Annotated in this window: 17 protein-coding genes and 5 tRNA genes; 21 read left to right on the top strand and 1 reads right to left on the bottom strand. The window is 33.1% G+C overall.

Annotation, left to right across the window (positions count from 1 at the left end):
* Positions 1 to 44: 44 nt before the first annotated feature.
* The gene (uvrA, locus tag ACSIGE_RS06420) at positions 45 to 2,876 is read right to left on the bottom strand and encodes an excinuclease ABC subunit UvrA (protein WP_440881941.1); all 2,832 of its coding nucleotides are present in this window, start codon (positions 2,874 to 2,876) and stop codon (positions 45 to 47) included.
* 329 nt (positions 2,877 to 3,205) lie between these two features.
* Here uvrA and ACSIGE_RS06415 point away from each other — a divergent pair, with 329 nt between their 5' ends.
* The 21 genes from ACSIGE_RS06415 to rplL all read left to right on the top strand — a co-directional run bounded on the left by ACSIGE_RS06415 (position 3,206) and on the right by rplL (position 15,634).
* The gene (locus ACSIGE_RS06415) at positions 3,206 to 3,433 is read left to right on the top strand and encodes a PspC domain-containing protein (RefSeq protein WP_440881940.1); all 228 of its coding nucleotides are present in this window, start codon (positions 3,206 to 3,208) and stop codon (positions 3,431 to 3,433) included.
* Entirely contained in the window at positions 3,430 to 4,434 is a 1,005-nt protein-coding gene (locus ACSIGE_RS06410; RefSeq protein WP_440881939.1) for a potassium channel family protein, read from the top strand. The genes ACSIGE_RS06415 and ACSIGE_RS06410 overlap by 4 nt, the downstream gene beginning before the upstream one ends.
* A 25-nt stretch (positions 4,435 to 4,459) precedes the next feature.
* On the top strand, positions 4,460 to 5,359 hold the full coding sequence (locus ACSIGE_RS06405; protein WP_440881938.1) for an SDR family oxidoreductase: 900 nt from the start codon (positions 4,460 to 4,462) through the stop codon (positions 5,357 to 5,359).
* A 99-nt stretch (positions 5,360 to 5,458) separates the two neighbouring features.
* Positions 5,459 to 7,039, top strand: a complete 1,581-nt coding sequence (locus ACSIGE_RS06400) for an alanine/glycine:cation symporter family protein (protein ID WP_440881937.1) — start codon at positions 5,459 to 5,461, stop codon at positions 7,037 to 7,039.
* Between the two features lie 15 nt (positions 7,040 to 7,054).
* Positions 7,055 to 7,948 (top strand): ComEA family DNA-binding protein, encoded by an 894-nt coding sequence (locus tag ACSIGE_RS06395; RefSeq protein ID WP_440881936.1) that lies wholly within the window; start codon positions 7,055 to 7,057, stop codon positions 7,946 to 7,948.
* 22 nt (positions 7,949 to 7,970) lie between these two features.
* Positions 7,971 to 9,137, top strand: a complete 1,167-nt coding sequence (locus ACSIGE_RS06390) for an acyl-CoA dehydrogenase family protein (RefSeq protein WP_440881935.1) — start codon at positions 7,971 to 7,973, stop codon at positions 9,135 to 9,137.
* A 183-nt stretch (positions 9,138 to 9,320) separates the two neighbouring features.
* On the top strand, positions 9,321 to 9,518 hold the full coding sequence (gene rpsU, locus ACSIGE_RS06385; protein WP_440881934.1) for a 30S ribosomal protein S21: 198 nt from the start codon (positions 9,321 to 9,323) through the stop codon (positions 9,516 to 9,518).
* Positions 9,519 to 9,606: 88 nt separating this feature from the next.
* A complete protein-coding gene (locus ACSIGE_RS06380; RefSeq protein WP_440881933.1) occupies positions 9,607 to 10,491 on the top strand; it encodes a tyrosine-type recombinase/integrase in 885 nt (294 codons plus the stop codon).
* 13 nt (positions 10,492 to 10,504) lie between these two features.
* Positions 10,505 to 10,813, top strand: a complete 309-nt coding sequence (gene hpf / locus ACSIGE_RS06375; RefSeq protein WP_440881932.1) for a ribosome hibernation-promoting factor, HPF/YfiA family — start codon at positions 10,505 to 10,507, stop codon at positions 10,811 to 10,813.
* 90 nt (positions 10,814 to 10,903) lie between these two features.
* Positions 10,904 to 10,977 (top strand) — tRNA-Thr (locus tag ACSIGE_RS06370).
* A gap of 30 nt (positions 10,978 to 11,007) precedes the next feature.
* Positions 11,008 to 11,090: transfer RNA gene (locus ACSIGE_RS06365), tRNA-Tyr, on the top strand.
* A gap of 12 nt (positions 11,091 to 11,102) precedes the next feature.
* A tRNA-Gly gene (locus ACSIGE_RS06360) sits at positions 11,103 to 11,175 on the top strand.
* Positions 11,176 to 11,188: 13 nt separating this feature from the next.
* Positions 11,189 to 11,261: transfer RNA gene (locus ACSIGE_RS06355), tRNA-Thr, on the top strand.
* 73 nt (positions 11,262 to 11,334) lie between these two features.
* Complete coding sequence (gene tuf / locus ACSIGE_RS06350; protein ID WP_440881931.1) at positions 11,335 to 12,522, top strand: elongation factor Tu; 1,188 nt, start codon at positions 11,335 to 11,337, stop codon at positions 12,520 to 12,522.
* Between the two features lie 66 nt (positions 12,523 to 12,588).
* Positions 12,589 to 12,661, top strand: a tRNA-Trp gene (locus tag ACSIGE_RS06345).
* 55 nt (positions 12,662 to 12,716) lie between these two features.
* Positions 12,717 to 12,908, top strand: a complete 192-nt coding sequence (gene secE, locus ACSIGE_RS06340) for a preprotein translocase subunit SecE (RefSeq protein ID WP_440881930.1) — start codon at positions 12,717 to 12,719, stop codon at positions 12,906 to 12,908.
* A 2-nt stretch (positions 12,909 to 12,910) separates the two neighbouring features.
* Positions 12,911 to 13,459 (top strand): transcription termination/antitermination protein NusG, encoded by a 549-nt coding sequence (nusG, locus tag ACSIGE_RS06335; RefSeq protein ID WP_440881929.1) that lies wholly within the window; start codon positions 12,911 to 12,913, stop codon positions 13,457 to 13,459.
* A 65-nt stretch (positions 13,460 to 13,524) separates the two neighbouring features.
* Complete coding sequence (rplK, locus tag ACSIGE_RS06330) at positions 13,525 to 13,962, top strand: 50S ribosomal protein L11 (protein ID WP_440881928.1); 438 nt, start codon at positions 13,525 to 13,527, stop codon at positions 13,960 to 13,962.
* A gap of 18 nt (positions 13,963 to 13,980) precedes the next feature.
* Positions 13,981 to 14,673, top strand: coding sequence for a 50S ribosomal protein L1 (gene rplA / locus ACSIGE_RS06325; RefSeq protein WP_440881927.1), 693 nt, complete (start codon positions 13,981 to 13,983; stop codon positions 14,671 to 14,673).
* Between the two features lie 21 nt (positions 14,674 to 14,694).
* On the top strand, positions 14,695 to 15,210 hold the full coding sequence (gene rplJ, locus ACSIGE_RS06320; RefSeq protein WP_440881926.1) for a 50S ribosomal protein L10: 516 nt from the start codon (positions 14,695 to 14,697) through the stop codon (positions 15,208 to 15,210).
* Positions 15,211 to 15,259: 49 nt separating this feature from the next.
* Positions 15,260 to 15,634: a 50S ribosomal protein L7/L12 gene (gene rplL, locus ACSIGE_RS06315; RefSeq protein ID WP_408032775.1), complete on the top strand. Its 375-nt coding sequence runs from the start codon at positions 15,260 to 15,262 to the stop codon at positions 15,632 to 15,634.
* The last annotated feature ends 176 nt before the right edge of the window (positions 15,635 to 15,810 follow it).

Here is a 15,810-nt window from a genome sequence, read left to right as displayed (position 1 = left end):
GCTTATGAGTTAGTAAGCTTTGAGGAGGATAAGATGTTTTTATCTTATCCTTTCTTTTTTAGTTCTTTTTTTAAAAATTTAGCAGTATAGCTCTTTTTATGCTTTATAATTTCTTCAGGAGTCCCGTAGATTAATATTTCTCCCCCCCCCTTACCTCCTTCGAGTCCTACATCAATGATATGATCCGCAAGTTTGATGACATCAAGATTGTGTTCTATGATTAGTACTGTATTTCCTTTGTCTGTTAGTTTATTTAATACATCCATTAGAACTCTGATATCTTCAAAATGAAGTCCTGTAGTAGGTTCATCAAGTATATAGAAAGTATTCCCTGTATCCTTTTTTGAAAGTTCACTAGCTAATTTAATGCGTTGCGCTTCTCCTCCAGATAAAGTTGTCGATTGTTGTCCAAGTGTTATATATCCTAAACCAACATCTTTAATTGTTTTTAATTTTCTATATATTTTAGGAATATGCTCAAAGAAATCTACAGCATCATTAATGGTCATTTCTAACACATCGGAAATAGATTTTCCTTTGTATCTAATTTCTAAAGTCTCTCTATTAAAGCGTTTTCCCTGACACGCCTCACATTCAACATGAACATCTGGTAAAAAATTCATCTCAATCACTTTAAGACCTCCGCCTTGGCAAGTTTCACAACGTCCGCCCTTAACATTAAAGCTAAATCTTCCAGGTTTATATCCGCGTATTGAAGCTTCCGGTGTTTTTGCAAATAGACTTCTAATTTCACTAAAGACTCCAGTATAAGTTGCAGGGTTAGACCTAGGAGTTCTTCCAATGGGTGATTGATCAATATCAATAACTTTATCAATATACTCTAGTCCTTCAACATCTTTGAAGGGCATAGGTTTTTTTACACCTCTATAAATATGTGCGTTAAGTATAGGGTAAAGTGTTTCATTTATTAAAGTAGATTTACCACTACCTGAAACACCCGTAATACAAATCATTTTACCAAGAGGAAATTTAACGGAAATATTTTTTAAGTTATTGCCGCTTGCTCCAATTAACTTAATAAAATTACCATTTCCTTCACGTCTCTTTTGAGGGACTTCTATTAGCTTTCTTTTGGATAGGTAATCAGCAGTTAAGGTATCTTGCGATTTCAAATCGTCAAAAGTACCTTTACTAACAATTTCCCCTCCATGCCTTCCTGCTCCAGGTCCAATATCTATAACAAAATCTGCATGCTTTATCATATCTTCATCATGTTCAACAACCAAAACAGAATTTCCAATATCTCTTAGTTTAACTAATGAGTTAATTAATTTTTCATTATCACGTTGATGCAATCCAATACTTGGTTCATCTAATATATACAATACGCCAACAAGTTGAGAGCCAATTTGAGTTGCTAATCTAATTCGTTGGGCTTCTCCCCCAGAAAGTGATTTAGAAGTTCTGTCTAACGTTAAATAATCAAGGCCAACATCTAACAGGAATTGAATTCTGGTACGTATTTCTTTTAATATTTCAGAAGCTATTTTAAGTTGCTTTTCTGAAAGTTTGCTCTCTATATTTTCAAACCAACCAAAAAGCTCGGTAACATCCATTTGAGCTAGTTGACTAATGTTTTTGCTATTAATTTTGAAGTGAAGTGCCTCCTTTTTTAAGCGCTTACCTTCACAAGTAGAACAAGAAACTTCATCCATGAAGCCCTTGGCCCATCTTTTTATAGATGAACTATCTGAGTTTTTATATTGACTTTGAATAAAAGCAATAATTCCTTCGAAATCTATTGCGTACTTTCGGGTAACACCAGCAGTTTTAGATTGAATTGAAAATGTTTCTTTTCCTCCATTAAGAATCACGTTTAAGGCCTCTTGAGAAATACTTGAAATGGGGTCAGATAATTTGAATTTATAGCGTTCAGCTATAGTTTGCAGTTGTTTAAAAATCCAACTATTCTTTTGTTCTCCAAGAGGGATGATGCCTCCATTTTTTATAGAAATACTATCATCGGGAATAACTTTTTTTAAATTTATTTCGTTAGTAGTGCCAAGTCCGTTACAATGATAACAAGCCCCTTTGGGCGAGTTGAAAGAAAAAGTGTTAGGTTCTGGATTTGGATAAGCAATTCCAGTAGTAGGGCACATTAATTCTCTACTAAAATATCTTGGTTTTACATTGTCAACATCAATAATCATTAAAATGTTATTACCAGTATATAATGCAGTTTTAATCGTTTCTTCTAATCGTTTTTCAAAATCTTTATTGACAATCAATCGATCAATTACAACTTCAATATCATGAGTTTTGTAACGATCTAGTTTCATTCCTTTTTCGATTTCTCTAATTTTTCCATCAACTCGAACTCTTACAAATCCTTGTTTAGCAATTTGCTCGAATAATTCCCGATAATGTCCTTTTCTGGATTTAATTAATGGTGCAAGAACAGCAATACGCTTTTCATCAAAATCTTTCAGAATTAGTTCTTTGATTTGGTTGTCTGAATAGCTAACCATTTTTTCACCAGTATTATAGGAATACGCATCAGCAGCACGAGAATAAAGTAAACGAAGAAAGTCGTATATCTCTGTAATAGTTCCGACCGTTGATCTAGGGCTTTTATTAGTTGTTTTTTGCTCTATTGAGATAACAGGAGATAATCCATCTATTTTGTCAACATCAGGACGTTCTAATCCTCCAAGAAATTGACGAGCGTACGCTGAAAAAGTTTCAATATATCGTCTTTGTCCTTCAGCGTAAATAGTATCAAAAGCTAAAGATGATTTTCCGCTTCCGCTCAAACCAGTTATGACCACTAACTTTTCACGAGGTATTTTGAGATCAATGTTTTTCAAATTATGAGCTCTAGCCCCGTAAATTTCAATATATTCTTGCTCTTTCAAAATCGTTTGTTTTCTAAAAAAAAAGCAAATTTAATGAATACTTATGTATTTCAATATTAGGAATTGTTTATAAAATGAGTTTATTTTTTACTCTAAAGTCAAAGTATAAAACTGAATAAAGACCTTTTTAGAGTCAATACAGTTTATATCTATTCGATTTTAATTAGTTCAACTACTGTATTATTCTGATTAATGAAAAATATTCAATTAAGTAAATGTTTTTTTACGAGAAAAATAAAATTTGTAATACGTGCAGATTTTAACATTTAAACTCTTTTTATTTCTATAATTATGATATCTTTATCTTTGGTATTGTTTAAAACGAAAAGATGACATTTATTCATTCAGTACGATATTTTTTCGAACGTAACGGTTTTTATGTATCCTCTAGATTAGCTGACAGATTTGGTATTAGAGCGGTTAATGTTAGATTGTTTTTTATTTATATATCCTTCGTTACCGTAGGTCTTTCTTTTGGGGTGTATCTAACTTTGGCTTTTTTGCTACGCCTCAAGGATATAATATACACTAAGAGGTCTTCAGTCTTCGATCTATGATAAATGTTGTTTTTAAGTCACGCTTATATAAAGCGATCTTTTTTTCCTTGCTGATTTTGAGTTTTGGAATAGGAGGGTATCAAATATTTTTTGACTATTCTTTTATTGATGCCTTGTATATGACTGTGATTACCATTACAACTATTGGGTTTGGAGAAGTTCATCCTTTTGGGGTAGAAGAAAAGATTTTTACAGTTATTTTAATATTACTAGGTCTGTTTATATTCGGTTATGCAGTGTCTTTGTTTTCTGAATATCTAATTAGTGGTCAATTTTTTTATCAATTAAAAGTAAAACGAGTGCAAAAAAAAATAGAAGAGTTAAAAGGTCATACTATTGTCTGTGGCTTTGGAAGAAATGGCAGACAAGCAGTATCGAAATTAATGAGCTATAAAAAGAAAATTGTTGTAATAGAAAAGGATAAAAATTTAATCAGAGAGTTAGATGAAGCTGGTGTTTTAAATGTAGAAGGGAATGCTACAACTGATGAGACACTAATCAAAGCTGGTATTCTAAAAGCAAATAACCTAGTAACGGTATTACCTTCTGATTCAGATAACTTATTTGTAGTTTTATCTGCTAGACAATTGAATAAAAAAAGTAAGATTATTAGTAGAGCATCTAAAGAGAGTACCTACAGTAAATTAAAAATAGCAGGTGCAGATAATGTAATAATGCCTGATAAGTTAGGAGGAGCGCACATGGCTTTATTGGTAGTAACACCTGATGTTATCGAGTTTGTAGATCGACTAACCATTGAGGGCGATACTTCTGCAAATTTGGAAGAAGTGTCGGTAAATGAACTTCCAATTGAATACCTTAATAAAACAATTTTAGATTTAGATATGAGAAAAAAAACAGGTTGTACCGTTATTGGTTATAAATCTCCTGAAAAAGAGTATATTATCAATCCTGATGTCTCTGTAAAGTTAATTAAAGACTCCAATCTTATCGTTTTAGGTAGGCCAGAACAAATTCATAGATTGAGAGAACTATTTTAAAGATTGATTTTATTTCATAATTCAAATGATTAAAATAATTATAACAGGGAGTAATGGCCTGCTAGGTCAAAGCTTGTTAGCATTGTTGTTAGGGAGAAAAGATAAATATGAGGTTGTTGGTTTTTCAAGAGGAATAAATAAAAGCGGTAGACACGATTTCCAATATGTATCAATTGATCTAACGAACGAAAGTCGTTTGTTTGAAGAGTTAGAAAGAGTAAAACCTGATGTTATTGTTAACACAGCTGCTATGAAGCAAGTCGATCAATGTGAAAAAGAGAAATATCTATGTGAAGAAATTAATGTACAACTTGTCGATAACCTAATTCAATTTTCAGAAAAAAACAACGTCTATATTGTCCATCTTTCAACAGATTTTATTTTTGATGGGGATAAAGGTTTTTATAAAGAAAATGATATTCCAAGTCCTTTAAACTATTATGGAGTTTCAAAATGGAAAGCCGAGAAAAAGTTAATAGAATCTAATGTAAACTATGCAATTTTACGTACGATTTTAGTTTATGGAACAGATGTTAGAGTGTCATGTAGTAATATTGTTTTATGGGTGAAAGAATCACTTGAGTCTGGTGTGAAAATTAATGTTGTAGATGATCAATATAGAATGCCTACACTTGTTGATTCTCTCGCTGAGGTATGTCAAGCAGTAATAAAGAAAAGAAAAAAAGGAATCTTTAATGTTTCCTCTAAAAAGCTGTTGAGTGTTTATGATATAGCAATGGAAATAGCAGAGGTATTTAATCTAAATAAAGAGTTAATTTTTCCAATTTCAACAGAAAAACTAAGTCAGTTTGCTAAAAGACCAAAAATAACTGGATTCGATCTCAGTAAAACAGAAAAAGAATTCCAATTAAATTTTAAAGAGTTTAGTTATGATTTAAAAAGATTTAAACAAAAAATAACTTAAAAAATACTTTTAACTAAGAAAACTTGGGGGAGGTTTTATTTTTTAAGATATTGCATCCCACTAATTTAAAAAAATAATACTTTTTTATACACTTACATTATGAGGAAAAAATTACTATTCCTAATTACTTTTATATTACCAATGTTAACATTCGCGCAGGAGAAAGGACTTGCAGAAAAAATAAATGAAGGTTTTAAACCAGTAGCAGATGTCTGGGGAAGCTTTGTGTTTTATCCGGTAAAACTTGGAGAAAGGGTTGAAATGCCTTTGGTTATTATAATGTTACTTTTAGCAGGGTTGGTGTTTACTATAATTTTTAAATTTGTAAATGTTAGATTATTTCCAACTTCGATTAATATTGTGAGAGGTAAATATGACAGCGTTGATCATGCTTCTTCAGACAGTATGAAAGGAGATTCAACACCCGGCGGAGATGCTATTGAGACCATCAGAATTGAAGGGAATCAGGGAGAGGTTACCCATTTTCAAGCGTTGACAGCAGCCTTATCTGGGACAGTGGGGTTAGGAAATATTGCTGGTGTTGCTGTAGCTCTTTCTTTAGGAGGTCCAGGGGCAACATTTTGGATGATAGTTGCTGGTTTATTAGGAATGTCATCAAAATTTGTTGAGTGTACGTTGGGGGTTAAATATCGAGATGTTGGTGAAGATGGAACAATTTATGGTGGTCCCATGTACTATCTTAAAAAAGGTTTGACAGATGTAGGTAAGAGCACTTTAGGGAAGGTGTTAGCTGCAATTTTTGCGATTATGGTTGTTGGAGGATCTTTTGGAGGAGGAAATATGTTTCAAGCTAACCAGGCAGCTCAACAATTTGGAAGTATGATTGGTTCAACCAGTTTGTCAACTGCTTTGATTTTTGGTGTTATAATGTCCTCTTTAGTGGCGGTTGTAATTATTGGAGGAATAAAGAGGATAGGGAACATAACTGAGAAAATTGTGCCATTCATGGTTGGGATTTATTTTTTAGCAGCTGTAATAATTCTGGTAGCTAATTTTTCTCAAATAGGAAATGCTTTCGGTCAGATTATAGATGGAGCTTTTAATGCGAAAGGCATTTCGGGAGGTTTATTGGGTGTTTTAATCATTGGTTTTCAAAGAGCAGCTTTTTCAAACGAAGCTGGAGTTGGTTCGGCTGCTATAGCACATTCTGCAGTTAAAACAAAATATGCCGCTTCGGAAGGATTAGTTGCCTTACTGGAGCCATTTATAGATACGGTAGTTGTTTGTACAATGACAGCGCTAGTTATTATTATTACTAATGGAGACGGAAGTATAATGACTTATGGCGTGAAATCTCCAGATGGAGTTTTAGCAACCTCTAAGGCATTTGCTTCAGTATTACCATGGTTTCCATACATTCTCACCGTAGCAGTTGTTCTTTTTGCTTTTTCTACAATGTTATCTTGGTCTTACTATGGGTTACAGGGGTGGATGTTTTTATTTGGTCGTTCAAAAATGTCTGATTACGCTTATAAGATATTGTTTTGTATGTTTATAATAATAGGTTCAGCAGCTAGTCTAGGAGCAGTAACAGATTTTTCAGATGCCATGATTTTTGCTATGGCTGTGCCTAATGTAATAGGTTTATGCTTTTTATTCCCAAAAGTTAAAGAAGAACTATCGAAATACTTAAAAGCAATTGGTGTCATAAAGGATTAACCACAGGATTATAAAATGAAAAATTATAAGCTCTATTTCATAATTGATAAACAATTTAGAAATGGGGCTTTTGTTTTGTCTTTACTCATAGTAATACTTCAGTTTGCGTATTTCTATTTCGATTTATTAAAATCAGACCCCAATATTTACAATCAAGAAGATGCATCAATATTGATCCATAAAATTGATAGTTTAAAAGAACTTAAGAGTGTGGGGGAAGGGAAAAAACTCTACAAATTTAACCCTAACTATATATCTGATTATAAAGGTTATATATTGGGGATGTCTGTTGAGGAAATAGATAAACTTTTTGACTATCGAAAGAAAAATAAATTTGTGAATTCAGCAAGAGATTTTCAGATTGTTACAGGTGTTTCTGATAGTTTGTTAAAAGTAATTTCACCTTATTTCAGATTTCCAAAGTGGACTTATAATAACAGAGAATCGAAAAGTAAAGGTTTAAATCTTATTGATTTGAATAACTTTAAAAATGATACGAATAATGCTGATTTAAAAGACATTAATGATGTTTCTAGGTCAGAATTAACTGAATTACTAGGAGGAAATGAAATATTAGCTAATAGAATCGTTAAGTATCGTACTAAGCTAAAAGGGTATACTTATGATGCTCAATTACAAGAGGTTTGGGGGCTTAGCGATAATGAGTTAAATTTAATTCAGAAATCTTATCGAGTACTAAAAAAACCTTATATTAAAAAGATAAATGTGAATACAGCTAGTTTTAAAGAAATTTTGAGTTTACCATATATTGATTACAATCTGTGTAAAAAAATTTTTGATTATAAAGACGAGTTTGCAGAAATACAAAAGATTGAAGAATTAAAAAAGATAACAAATTTTCCTATTAAAAAATACGATAGAATAGTGTTATATTTGTCTGTAAAATAAACAACAACTAATTTAAGATCTAATGAATAATATGTACTTTACTGAAGAACACAGCTCTTTTCGTCAAAGTTTTAAAGACTTTTTGCAAAAGGAAGTCGTTCCGTATATAAATAAATGGGAAAAGGAAGGCAAGGTAGAAAGGTTTATTTGGAAGAAGTTTGGAGAAATGGGATATTTTGGATTAAATCAACCAGAAAAATATGGAGGGTTAAATCTAGATCTCTTTTATACAGTGATTTTTTTGGAAGAACTTCAAAAAATAAATTCAAGTGGTTTTGCGGCAAACATGTGGGCACATGCATATTTAGCAATGACACATTTAAAAGAAGAAGCAGATGAAAGAATTAAAAGAGAATATTTAACACCAAGTATAGAGGGTGATAAAATAGGATGTTTATGTATTTCAGAGCCGTTTGGAGGAAGTGACGTTGCAGGAATGAGAACAACAGCTATATTAGATGGAGACAACTATGTTGTCAATGGTTCAAAGACTTTTATAACAAACGGGGTTTATTCGGATTATTTAATTGTGGCTGCCAAAACTAATCTGGAGGAGAAACATAAAGGAATAAGTATTTTACTTATAGATCGATCAACTAAAGGAGTTTCTGCTACAAAGTTAGATAAACTAGGGTGGAAAGCTTCAGATACAGGTGAAATAGCTTTTGATAATGTAATTATTCCAAAGGAAAATCTTTTGGGACAAGAAGGTCTCGGTTTCTCCTATATAATGCAGCATTTTGCTTTGGAAAGACTGATTATGGGAATCAATGCACATGCAAGAGCGGAGTATGCAGTTAATTATGCATTGGATTATATGAGAGAAAGAAAGGCATTTGGAAAACAATTAAATGAATTTCAAGCATTACGTCATAAAGTAGCTGAGATGGCTAGTAAGGTTGATATGTGTCGAGAATATAATTATTCAATAGCTAAAAGACTTGACGAAGGCACTTATATCGTAAAAGAGGCAAGTATGAGTAAGTTGCTTTCAACAAAAATTGCAGATGAAGTTATTTATGATGCACTTCAGTTGTTAGGTGGATATGGCTATATGGAAGAATACCCAATGGCAAGACTTTTAAGGGATAGTCGTTTAGGCCCTATAGGAGGCGGGACTTCTGAGATATTGAAAGAGATTATAGCTAAAATGATTATCGATAAAAAACAATATAAAACAATGATTTAGGTTTAATATCTTTGAAATTATTTTTTTGATAAACATCGAATAGAATGATGGCTTTTTTTCTAATTCTCTTGTTTATTTAATTTTAATAAAGTATTGCTTTTTAAAAAAAACTGAATATATTTGCAACCTTGTTAAATAAATTTACAAAAAATAAAAATTTTACATGAAAGGAGGTGCCGAAAAATGTTAATAATACCTGTAAAAGAAGGTGAAAATATTGATAGAGCTTTAAAGCGTTATAAGAGAAAGTTCGATCGAACGAAAACAATGAGACAGTTGCGCGATAGAAAGCAATTTACGAAACCTTCAGTAGCGAAAAGAGCTCAAAAAATAAAAGCAACCTATGTACAAGGCATAAGAACAGCCGAAGAAGTAGGTTAAACTTCATAAAAATAGCCCACATTTTAAATGTGGGCTATTTTTTTATTGTGTATATTAACAATTGTTACTTTTGTGTATGGATCAAATAATGGTGAAAAAATTTTTAGAGTATTTAGAATATGAAAAAAAATATTCTCCTCATACGATTTTGGCTTATAGAAAAGATATTATGGATTTCATTTGTTTTTGTAAAGAAGAATTTAATCAATGTTATGAAGATGTGAGTTATAGCCAAATAAGGAGTTGGATTGTACAATTGACTAGTGGTAAATTGACAAATAGAAGTATAAATAGAAAACTAAGCTCTTTAAAAACGTTCTTTAATTATTTAGTAAAGATAGGAGAGGTAACTAAAAGCCCTATGATGAAGCACAGGTCTTTAAAGGAGCAAAAGAAAATAAGTATACCTTTCAACGAAAAAGAAATAAATGAGGTAATTGATATAATAAAAACAAAAGTTGGTTTTGAAGGGGTTAGAGATAGATTAATTTTAGAGTTGTTGTATTCAACTGGGATTAGACGGGCAGAGCTCATCAATATAAAAACAAAAGACTTGTATTTCGAAGAAGGTGTATTGAAAATAATAGGCAAGGGGAATAAAGAACGATTCGTTGTTTTACTACCTTTCGTTATTGAAACAATAAAGGTATACCAATTGGAGCGGAAAATGCTTAAAGAAATAAAAGATAAAGACTATCTATTGCTTACAAAAAAGGGTGTTAAAATGTATGAAACACTTGTTTATAGGATAATTAATTCGTACTTTAGAAGAGTTTCCACGAAGGTTAAAAAAAGTCCCCATGTCCTCAGACATGCATTCGCTACTCACTTAATAAATAGAGGAGCGTCTTTGTTTTCGGTTAAGGAATTGCTAGGGCATTCAAGTTTAGCCTCAACTCAAGTCTACACAAATAGTAGCTTAGAAGAATTAAAACAAGTGTATAATAAAACTCACCCTAGAGAGTTTGATTAAAAATTGGAAAATTATGAAGGTATTCACGCAATCGGTTAACTTTACAGCTGATAAGAAGTTGTTAGATTATATTGAAAAAAAAGTAGAAGGGTTAGAGAAGTTTCATGATAAGATTGTTGATGTCGAGGTATATTTAAAAGTTCAAAAAACAAGTGAAAAGGAAAATAAGATTACGGAATTAAAAATAAATATTCCAGGTAATGAATTAATGGTGAAAAAACAATGTAAAACTTTCGAAGAAGGTGTTAGTATTGGAGTAGAGTCGTTAAAAAGACAACTTCAGAAAGCTAAAGAAAAATCAAGAGCAAGCCTTGCTTTGTAAAAAATAATTAAAAAAAGTTTTCAAAAATTGAAAAATACTTTTACATTTGCAGTCCGTTAGAAATAGCGGACTGTTTTTATACAGTAACAAGCCGATATAGCTCAGCTGGCTAGAGCAGCTGATTTGTAATCAGCAGGTCGTGGGTTCGAGTCCCTCTATCGGCTCTAAAAGATCTTTAAAATAAAAATGTGAATGGGGAGATTCCAGAGCGGCCAAATGGGACGGACTGTAACTCCGTTGTCTTACGACTTCGCAGGTTCGAATCCTGCTCTCCCCACAATTTTTTAAAGCGGGAGTAGCTCAGTTGGTAGAGCGTCAGCCTTCCAAGCTGAATGTCGCCGGTTCGAACCCGGTCTCCCGCTCAAAGTCTTTTAGGCCGGTGTAGCTCAGTTGGTAGAGCGCATCCTTGGTAGGGATGAGGTCACGGGTTCAAATCCCGTCATTGGCTCTTTTAGAGTTGTAAAAACAGAGGTTTTAAAGTAACACTAAATATATTTAACTAAGAATTAAAATTAATAATCATGGCAAAAGGAACTTATGATCGTTCGAAACCGCATTTAAACGTCGGTACTATCGGTCACGTAGATCACGGTAAGACAACTTTAACTGCTGCAATCACTAAAGTTTTAGCTGACGCAGGATATTCTGAAGCAAGAGCTTTTGATCAAATAGATAATGCTCCTGAAGAGAAAGAGAGAGGTATTACAATAAACTCTTCTCACGTAGAATATGCAACTCAAAATCGTCATTATGCACACGTTGACTGTCCAGGTCACGCGGATTACGTAAAGAACATGGTAACGGGTGCGGCTCAAATGGATGGAGCTATTTTAGTAGTTGCTGCTACTGACGGTCCTATGCCTCAAACTCGTGAGCACATACTATTAGGACGTCAGGTTGGTATTCCACGCATCGTTGTTTTCTTAAACAAGGTTGATATGGTTGATGATGAGGAGCTGTTAGAATTGGTTGAAATGGAAGTTAGAGATTTGTTGTCTTTTTACGAGTATGATGGAGATAATGGTCCAGTAGTTTCAGGTTCTGCATTAGGAGCTTTAAACGGTGAGGAGAAATGGGTTAATACTGTTCTTGAGTTGATGGAGAAAGTTGATACATGGATTGAAGAGCCACCTAGAGATACTGAAAAAGATTTCTTAATGCCAATTGAAGATGTATTCTCTATCACTGGTCGTGGTACTGTGGCAACAGGACGTATCGAAACTGGAATTATAAACACAGGAGACGCGGTTGATATCATTGGTATGGGTGAAGAAAAATTATCTTCTACTGTAACAGGTATTGAGATGTTCCGTCAAATACTAGATAGAGGAGAAGCTGGTGATAATGCTGGTATCTTGTTAAGAGGTATTGATAAAAAAGATATCAAGAGAGGAATGGTAATCTGTAAGCCAGGTTCTGTAACTCCACACGCTAAGTTTAAAGCTGAGGTATATATCCTTAAGAAAGAAGAAGGTGGTCGTCACACTCCTTTCCATAATAACTATCGTCCACAGTTTTATGTACGTACAACTGATGTAACAGGGAATATTGCTCTTCCTGATGGTGTAGAAATGGTTATGCCTGGTGATAACTTAACAATTACTGTTGATTTGATTCAACCTATTGCTTTAAATGTAGGTTTACAGTTTGCTATCCGTGAAGGAGGTAGAACAGTAGGTGCTGGTCAGGTAACTGAATTATTAGACTAATAATATAGTTTTACTATATAAATAAATTTAAGGAGTCTATCTTTTAACGAAGGCTCCTTATAAAATACGGGTTTAGCTCAGTTGGTAGAGCACTGGTCTCCAAAACCAGGTGTCGGGAGTTCGAGTCTCTCAACCCGTGCAACTCTCAAACGAGTTATGGTTTTTACTGTAACTCGTTAAAAGGATAATAAGATATGACTAACTTTATACAATACATCAAAGATTCTTTCGAAGAATTAAATACAAATATGACATGGGTTACAAGAGAAGAGGCTCAGAAGTCTACTGCTATTGTAGCTGCTTTTACAATTGTTTTTGCATTAGTTGTTGCAGGCATTGATAAAGTCTTTCATTTAGGATTAGACAATTTCTTTCAAATGTTTTAATGATGGCAGAATCAATGATGAAATGGTATGTTGTTAGGGCTATAGGAGGTCAAGAAAATAAGGTTAAAACTTATATAGAGACTGATATAGCTCGTCATGGACTTTCAGACTTTGTTAACCAAGTTATAGTACCAACTGAAAAAGTTATACAAGTTCGAAATGGAAAGAAAATAAACAGAGAACGAGTTTATTTTCCTGGTTATGTAATGGTTGAAGCTAATTTAGCTGGTGAGGTACCACACGTTATAAAAGCAGTAACAGGTGTTATTGGTTTTTTAGGGGAGACTAAGGGAGGAGATCCTGTACCTATGAGAAAGGCAGAAGTCAATAGAATGTTAGGGAAGGTAGATGAACTATCTGTTAAAGATGAAAATGTGGCGATTCCTTATTCTGTGGGAGAGACTGTCAAAGTAATTGACGGACCGTTTAATGGATTTGATGGGACCGTTGAAAATGTAAATGAAGAAAAGCGTAAGTTAGAAGTAATGGTGAAAATCTTTGGTAGAAAAACACCATTAGAACTTAACTATATGCAAGTTGAAAAAATATAATTGTTACACCTATATATTGATGTGTTTTAGGCTTCCATTTAAAACATGTCTTTAAATCTTAAACAATGGCAAAAGAAGTAAGTAAATTAGTAAAACTACAAGTTAGGGGAGGTGCTGCGAATCCATCGCCACCAGTTGGACCCGCTTTAGGTGCTGCCGGTGTTAATATCATGGAGTTCTGTAAGCAGTTTAATGCTCGTACTCAAGATAAACAAGGTAAAGTATTACCTGTTGTGATAACGGTTTATAAAGACAAATCGTTCGAATTTGTTGTAAAAACCCCACCAGCTGCAGTACAATTATTAGAAGCGGCCAAAATTAAGAAAGGTTCGGGTGAACCTAATAGAAAGAAAGTAGCAAGTGTTACTTGGGATCAAATTAAAGTAATAGCAGAGGATAAAATGGCTGATTTAAATGCATTTAAAGTTGAGTCTGCAATGAAAATGATTGCAGGTACAGCTCGATCTATGGGATTAACAGTAACAGGTGATGCTCCTGCATAAACTAAAAGAGATTTAGAAATGGCAAGATTGACTAAAAAACAAAAAGAAGCTCGTGCTAAAATTGATAGCTCTAAAGTTTATGATTTAAACGAAGCATCAGCTTTAATAAAAGATATTACCAAAGTAAAATTCGATGCTTCTGTTGATTTAGCAATTCGTTTAGGTGTTGATCCACGAAAAGCTAATCAAATGGTAAGAGGTGTGGTAACGTTACCTCATGGTACAGGTAAAGATGTTAAAGTTTTAGCATTAGTGACTCCTGACAAAGAAGCAGAGGCTCAAGCAGCTGGTGCTGATTATGTTGGGTTGGATGAATATTTACAAAAGATAAAAGGTGGATGGACTGATGTTGACGTAATTATTACAATGCCTAGTGTAATGGGTAAATTAGGACCATTAGGACGTATTTTAGGACCTAGAGGTTTAATGCCCAATCCTAAAACAGGTACAGTAACTATGGATGTTGCAAAAGCAGTTCAAGAGGTTAAAGCTGGTAAAATCGATTTCAAGGTTGATAAAACTGGTATCGTTCATGCAGCAATTGGAAAGGCTTCTTTTGATGCACAAAAGATTGCTGAGAATGCAAATGAATTAGTTCAAACACTTATTAAATTAAAGCCAACAGCAGCAAAAGGTACTTATATAAAAAGTATTTTTATGTCTTCAACTATGAGTCCTAGTGTCGCTGTAGATGTAAAATCAGTATCTTAAGGCTGTTAAAACCTTTTAATCATGACTAGAGAGGAAAAATCAAAAGTAATTCAAGATTTAACGGCACAGTTAGCAGATACAAATACCGTCTATTTAGCAGATATATCTGGTTTGGACGCAATATCTACATCTAACTTACGTAGAGCTTGTTTCAAAGCTAATGTAAAATTAGCTGTCGTGAAGAATACATTGTTAGCAAAAGCAATGGATGCTTCAGAGAAAGATTTTGGTGAATTACCAGAAACTTTAAAGGGTAATACTTCAATGCTAATAGCAGAGGCTTCAAATGCTCCTGCGAAAGTTATTAAAGAGTTTAGAAAAAAGTCAGAGAAACCTTTGTTGAAAGGTGCTTATGTTGAGGAGGCAGTTTATGTTGGAGATGACCAATTAGATGCACTTGTTAACATCAAATCTAGAGAAGAACTTATTGGAGATATTATCGGATTATTACAATCGCCTGCTAAGAATGTTGTTTCAGCACTTCAATCAGGTGGAAGTAAGTTAACTGGTATATTGAAAACATTATCAGAAAAATAATTAAGCGCACTAATAAACTAAATAATAAAAATTTCAAAAAACAATTAAAATGGCAGATTTAAAAGATTTCGCAGAGCAATTAGTTAATTTAACAGTAAAAGAGGTTAATGAATTAGCTGATATTTTAAAAGATGAATATGGTATTGAGCCAGCAGCAGCAGCTGTTGCTGTTGCAGGTCCAGCAGCTGGAGGAGGTGAAGCAGCTGAAGAAAAAACTGAATTTGACGTTATCTTAAAAGCTCCAGGAGGATCTAAATTAGCAGTTGTTAAGTTAGTTAAAGAATTAACTGGATTAGGATTAAAAGATGCTAAAGCAATCGTAGATGAGGCTCCAAAAGCTATTAAAGAAGGAGTTTCTAAAGATGAAGCTGAAGGTCTTAAAAAGTCTTTAGAAGAAGCAGGAGCTGAAGTAGAGCTTAAGTAATTACTTCTTCCCGTGATTATATAACCGGGAAAAACAATAAAGGTTTAGGTACTAGGGATTTAACTTTCTAGACCTAAACCATTTTGTGTATATATTCGTTCTTTATTTCATCACATTTATTTTTAGGTGTGATAACTTTTCTGTAAAATTTTAATTTACAGTGAATTATAGCAACA

Source organism: Tenacibaculum profundi (assembly GCF_052050075.1).
In the GTDB taxonomy this organism is placed as follows: Bacteria; Bacteroidota; Bacteroidia; order Flavobacteriales; family Flavobacteriaceae; genus Polaribacter.
This window is presented reverse-complemented; position numbering and strand designations above follow the sequence as displayed.